The following is a 5,661-nucleotide window of genomic DNA, read 5'->3' as shown; positions in this document are numbered from 1 at the left end:
TCCATTGACGGCAGCAAGATTGCTCAGGCTTCCATTACTGGCGCTCACGTTGCGGATGGTTCGCTCACAGGCACACAGATTGCCGAAGGCTCCCTGACTGGTGCGCAAATTGCTGACGGCGCCATCGGCAGCCGGCATCTCGGACCAGATGCCTTCGATAACTTTACCCTAGACGAAGAATCAGTAACAGGCAGCAACATTGCTAAGGCTTCCATCACCGCCGAACACGTTGCGGATGGTTCGCTCACAGGCACACAGATTGCCGAAGGCTCCCTCACTGGTGCGCAGATTGCCGACGGAACTATCGGCAGCAAGCACCTCGGACCTGATGCCTTCAACAACTTCTCGTTAGCCGATGGATCCATTGACGGTAGCAAGATTGCGGAGGCTTCCATCACTGGCACGCATGTTGCTGACGGCTCCCTCACTGGTGCGCAGATTGCCGACGGAACTATCGGCAGCAAGCACCTCGGACCTGATGCCTTCAATAACTTCACGTTAGCCGAAGGCTCCATTGACGGCAGCAAGATTGCTCAGGCTTCCATTACTGGCGCTCACGTTGCGGATGGTTCGCTCACGGGCGCCCAGATTGCCGAAGGCTCACTGACTGGTGCGCAAATTGCCGACGGGGCCATCGGCAGCCAGCATCTTGGACCGGATGCCTTCAGCGACTTCTCGTTAGCCGAAGGCTCCATTGACGGCAGCAAGATTGCTAATGCCTCCATCACTGGCGCTCACGTTGTAGATAGTTCGCTCACGGGCACGCAGATTGCCGACGGAACTATCGGCAGCAAGCACCTCGGACCTGATGCCTTCAACAACTTCTCGTTAGCCGATGGATCCATTGACGGCAGCAAGATTGCTAAGGCTTCCATCACTGGCACGCATGTTGCTGACAGTTCCCTGACTGGTGCGCAGATTGCCAACGGGGCGATCGGCAGCCAGCATCTCGGTCCGGATGCCTTCAATAGCTTCTCGTTAGCTGATGGATCGGTGACAGGCAACAAGATTGCGGAGGCTTCCATCACTGGATCGCACGTTGCTGATGGCTCCCTGACTGGTGCGCAGATTGCCGACCGAGCCATCGGCAGCCGACACCTCGGGCCGGATGCCTTCAATAACTTTACGTTAGCCGAAGGCTCCATTGATGGCAGCAAGATTGCCGACGCCTCCATCACGGGCGTTCACGTTGTAGATGGTTCGCTCACGGGCGCGCAGATTGCCGACGGAACTATCGGCAGCCGGCATCTCAGACCAGATGCCTTCGATAACTTCCCGTTAGCCGAAGGCTCCATTGACGGCAGCAAGATTGCTAAGGCTTCCCTCACAGGATCGCACGTTGCTGACGGCTCCCTGACTGGCGCACAAATTGCCGACGGAGCTATCGGCAGCAAGCACCTCGGACCGGATGCCTTCAATGACTTCACGTTAGCCGAAGGCTCCATTGACGGCAGCAAGATTGCTAAGGCCACCATTACAGGATCGCACGTTGCTGACGGCTCCCTGACTGGCGCGCAGATTGCCGACGGAACTATCGGTAACCAGCACCTCAGACCGGATGCCTTCAACGACTTCTCGTTAGCCGATGGATCGGTGACAGGCAACAAGATTGCGGAGGATTCCATCACTGGCAAGCATGTTGCTGACGGCTCCCTCACTGGTGCCCAGATTGCTGACGGAGCGATCGGCAGCCAGCATCTCGGACCGGATGCCTTCAATAACTTTACGTTAGCCGAAGGCTCCATTGACGGCAGCAAGATTGCCGACGCCTCCATCACGGGCGCTCACGTTGTAGATGGTTCGCTCACGGGCGCGCAGATTGCCGACGGAGCCATCGCCAGCCGACACCTCGGGCCGGATGCCTTCAACGACTTCTCGTTAGCCGAAGGATCTATAGACGGCAGCAAGATTGCTAATGCCACCATTACAGGATCGCACGTTGCTGATGGCTCCCTGACTGGTGCGCAGATTGCCAACGGAGCCATCGGCAGCAAGCACCTCGGACCAGATGCTTTCGATAACTTCACGTTAGCCGAAGGCTCCATTGACGGCAGCAAGATTGCGGATGCCACCATTACTGGATCGCAGGTTGCCGACGGCTCACTCACGGGTATGCAAATTGCCAACGGAGCCATCGGCAGCAAGCACCTCGGACCAGATGCCTTCAATAACTTTACGTTAGCCGAAGGCTCCATTGATAGCGATAAGCTTGCAAACGGCGCCGTCACAAGCACCCATCTGGCCGAAGGAGCCGTTACCGGACAACAATTGGCTAAAAGCGCAGTAACGCTAGAACATTTATCCTTTACGCCAGTACGCAGCACAGCCGGCCAGCCGAAGCTGCAGCAATTCGGCATGACGCCATTTGTATTTGGAGCTGAGGCGTTAACCGAGGTAACCGTCCAATTCGAGGAAGCTTTTGCTGGGATCAACTATATCATTGTGGGGATGAGCAACAATCCTGGCTTCCAAATCTCCCTGAAATCCCAGCGCGAGGATACCGCCGTCCTTGAAGTGAGCCGCCAGGCTAACTGCAATCTCGCCTATGGTTTCATGTCCTGGATTGCGATCGGTCCTTCACGGTAACACCATAGCATTCCAAAGGAGGCCCTCCCCTGCGTAACACGGGAGGGCCTCTTTTACGTCAATTTCTCCACATTCCCGGACTGGTGTACTTACCCTAACTGGCGTTTAAATGTTTTACTGGCGAAGAAGTAAGCGAAGACCATGATGCCAACGCACCAAGCAAGCGCGATCCAGATATCGTTGCCAACCGTCCCTTCATATAAGAGGGCACGAATCGCATTCACGATTGAAGTCACGGGCTGGTTCTCAGCAAACGCACGGACAATTTTAGGCATGGTTTCGGTGGGGACAAAGGCCGAACTTATAAACGGCAGGAAAATTAGCGGGTACGAGTAGGCTGTCGCCCCTTCCATAGACCCCGCTGTCAATCCGGGAATGACCGCCAGCCATGTCAGCGCCAGCGTAAACAACCCGAGTATCCCAGCTACCGCGAGCCAATCCAGGATATCGGCGCCGGAGCGGAAGCCCATCAAGAGCGCGACGAGGAAAACCACCACGACAGTAAGCGCATTGGAAACAAGCGAGGTCAACACGTGAGCCCACAATACCGACGAGCGCTTGATCGGCATGGTAATGAAACGCGCCATCAACCCGCTCTTTACATCCGTAAACAGCCGCAAGGAAGTGTAAGCAACGCCGGATGCGATAGCCATCAGCAAAATTCCCGGCAATAAATAATTGACGTAATTGTCCGTACCTGTCTCTATGGCGCCGCCAAATACGTAGACAAACAGCAGCATCATCATAATCGGCGTAATCGCCACCGTGATAATTGTGTCCGGGCTGCGCATGATGTTGCGCATTAAACGCCCTAGTAATACCCCTGTTTTGCTTTTCATTTACATCGCCTCCTTGCTGCCGATGATCGCGAGGAAAATTTCCTCCAATGTCGGCTGCTTCTCGATGTACTCCACTTTGGCTGGCGGGAACATCTCTTTGAGTTCGGTAAGGGTACCGGTCGTGATGATTTTTCCGCCATGCAGAATGGCGATACGGTCCGCCAGTTGTTCGGCTTCCTCCAGGTACTGGGTCGTCAGCAAGATGGTCGTGCCGCCGCCGGCAAGCTCCTTGACGGTATTCCAGACCTCAATCCGCGCTTCGGGGTCAAGCCCTGTCGTCGGTTCGTCGAGAAAAATGACGGCTGGTGTCCCGATCAGGCTCATGGCGATGTCAAGCCGGCGCTTCATCCCGCCGGAATATTTGTCGGCCCGGCGGCCCCCCGCATCGGTCAGGCTGAATCTTGCAAGCAGATCGTCGGCGACTTGAGCTGGATTGGAAACTCCCCGCATCTTGGCGATCATCATCAGGTTTTCCCGCCCGGTAAGCATGCCGTCTAAAGCTGCGAACTGCCCTGTCAGGCTGATGCTCTGGCGAACATGATCCGGTTGACGCTGGACGTCAAAACCGCAAATACCTACTTCGCCGTCATCGGGCTTCATCAGCGTCGAGAGGATGTTGACTGTCGTCGTCTTGCCTGCTCCATTTGAGCCCAGTAGCGCGAAAATTTCCCCACGCCGCACTTCAAAATCCACCCCCTTTAAGACTTCCTTGTCTTTAAAGGATTTTTTTAACCCTTTTACAGAAATCGCTGCATTCCTCATATTTTTTTCCTCCTTATAATTAGCACCTTGCGGAGCTAGATTGCCTCCTACTATTTAGTAGTACTGATAATCTGTATAACTTACTACCGGGTTAAAAATTAACTGAATAGCGAAGGCAGCAATTCACATTAGTAACCAGCTAATCAGTCGGTATGATCTATTGAATTTATTTTTTCCCCAATCGGTTCATGATACTCTGATTCAAATCTTCCCGATACTTGGCTACATAGGTTTTAGCGTTAGCCACTAGTTCGTCGGCAAAGGATGCCACGTCGTCCCCGGTGATTTCCAGCACTTGTCTGCCTTCAGCTGCTCCGGCTTCGAACAACTCGATTAATTCATACTGCATGTGCAGCATATCCATCCCGTTGCCCGCCGAAAAATTCCACATGTAGTTTTGAATTTTCTTAAATACAAACTGGTAGTCCTCAGGCAGGGCTTCAACCCGTGCCATCATCATTTTGTACTCTTTTTTATCACCAATCATTTTTTTGAACATTTCCAACATATTATTTTCCTCCTTTTATATAAAGCTGAACAAGGCACTCCAAAAATATCGGACGGAATATCTTATGAGGCTAGATTGACTTCAAGACGTTGATTTTTGATGATAAGAAATCCCACTTTTCCCAAAACAATTCAAGCTCCTGGCGGCCAGCCTCATTAAGTGAGTAAAACTTGCGCGGCGGCCCCATGTCTGACGGTTTCTTTTCAATGTTCACCAGCTTTTTCTTTTCTAACCGCACGAGTATGGTGTAGACCGTTCCTTCCACGACTTCGGTAAACCCAAGCTCGTTCAGACGGCGGGTAATCTCGTAACCATAGGTTTCACGGCGGCTGATGATTTCCAGCACACAGCCTTCCAGCGAACCCTTCAGCATTTCAGTTAAATTTTCCATATTCGAAAGCCTCCTCTATTTCGTCCCTCCCCTACTTAGTATTACCTATATTCAGTATAACATAGTACTAAGGGAAATTTTTACTTAATAGCATTTGGAAAAACACGCTATTAAGTATTACTCATTACATGTACATTGTAATACTGAGTAGTAGAGGGTGTCAACAACTTCTTTAAAATATTTTCGCAACCTCATTGTTCATTGGTGTCGGTATTCAGTGTGACCTACTACAGGTATATCGTAATACGTAGTAGATGGATTGTCAACCGGATTTCCAAATATTTTTAAAACCAGTATCGCCCCGCGATTTATTACGTTTCACGTTCCGTAAACCGTATGAATATACAGCGCTTGATAACGCTGGATTCTGGAAAGTGCGATTGCTTTTTGCGCTTGGGACATATTCGAACATCTCCTTTAAGAACGACATGAACCGTCTTGCGATGCTTGGGGTAGCTTGCGTCCGGATCAATTTATGCATGCAAAAAAGACGAGCTTTAAGCTCGCCAGGCTGTCGAGAAAGTCTCGACAGCTATTTTTTGTGTATTTAATTCAACACGACACCGCGTTAATAT

The 5,661-nt window shown here is 51.8% G+C and carries 5 protein-coding genes; 1 reads left to right on the top strand and 4 read right to left on the bottom strand.

The annotated features are described in order from the left end of the window. Positions 1–2,586 (top strand): WIAG-tail domain (locus tag CRG97_RS33180; RefSeq protein ID WP_202618863.1); only part of this gene is annotated, 2,586 nt, incomplete at its 5' end. An 89-nt stretch (positions 2,587–2,675) separates the two neighbouring features. On the opposite strand, the gene CRG97_RS03685 is transcribed toward CRG97_RS33180, so the two are convergent. From CRG97_RS03685 to CRG97_RS03670, 4 genes are all read right to left on the bottom strand, one after another. Then, complete coding sequence (locus CRG97_RS03685; protein ID WP_098741814.1) at positions 2,676–3,425, bottom strand: ABC transporter permease; 750 nt, start codon at positions 3,423–3,425, stop codon at positions 2,676–2,678. Then, the gene (locus CRG97_RS03680) at positions 3,426–4,187 is read right to left on the bottom strand and encodes an ABC transporter ATP-binding protein (protein WP_098741813.1); all 762 of its coding nucleotides are present in this window, start codon (positions 4,185–4,187) and stop codon (positions 3,426–3,428) included. A 166-nt stretch (positions 4,188–4,353) separates the two neighbouring features. Beyond that, complete coding sequence (locus CRG97_RS03675) at positions 4,354–4,695, bottom strand: DUF1048 domain-containing protein (RefSeq protein WP_098741812.1); 342 nt, start codon at positions 4,693–4,695, stop codon at positions 4,354–4,356. Positions 4,696–4,765: 70 nt separating this feature from the next. Beyond that, the gene (locus tag CRG97_RS03670; protein ID WP_098741811.1) at positions 4,766–5,086 is read right to left on the bottom strand and encodes a PadR family transcriptional regulator; all 321 of its coding nucleotides are present in this window, start codon (positions 5,084–5,086) and stop codon (positions 4,766–4,768) included. Positions 5,087–5,661: the final 575 nt, after the last annotated feature.

The sequence above is a fragment of the Paenibacillus sp. EZ-K15 genome (assembly GCF_002573715.1).
Taxonomy (GTDB): domain Bacteria; phylum Bacillota; class Bacilli; order Paenibacillales; family Paenibacillaceae; genus Paenibacillus_AQ.
The sequence above is the reverse complement of the archived record's forward strand: the minus strand, read 5'-3'. Positions and strand labels throughout refer to the sequence as shown.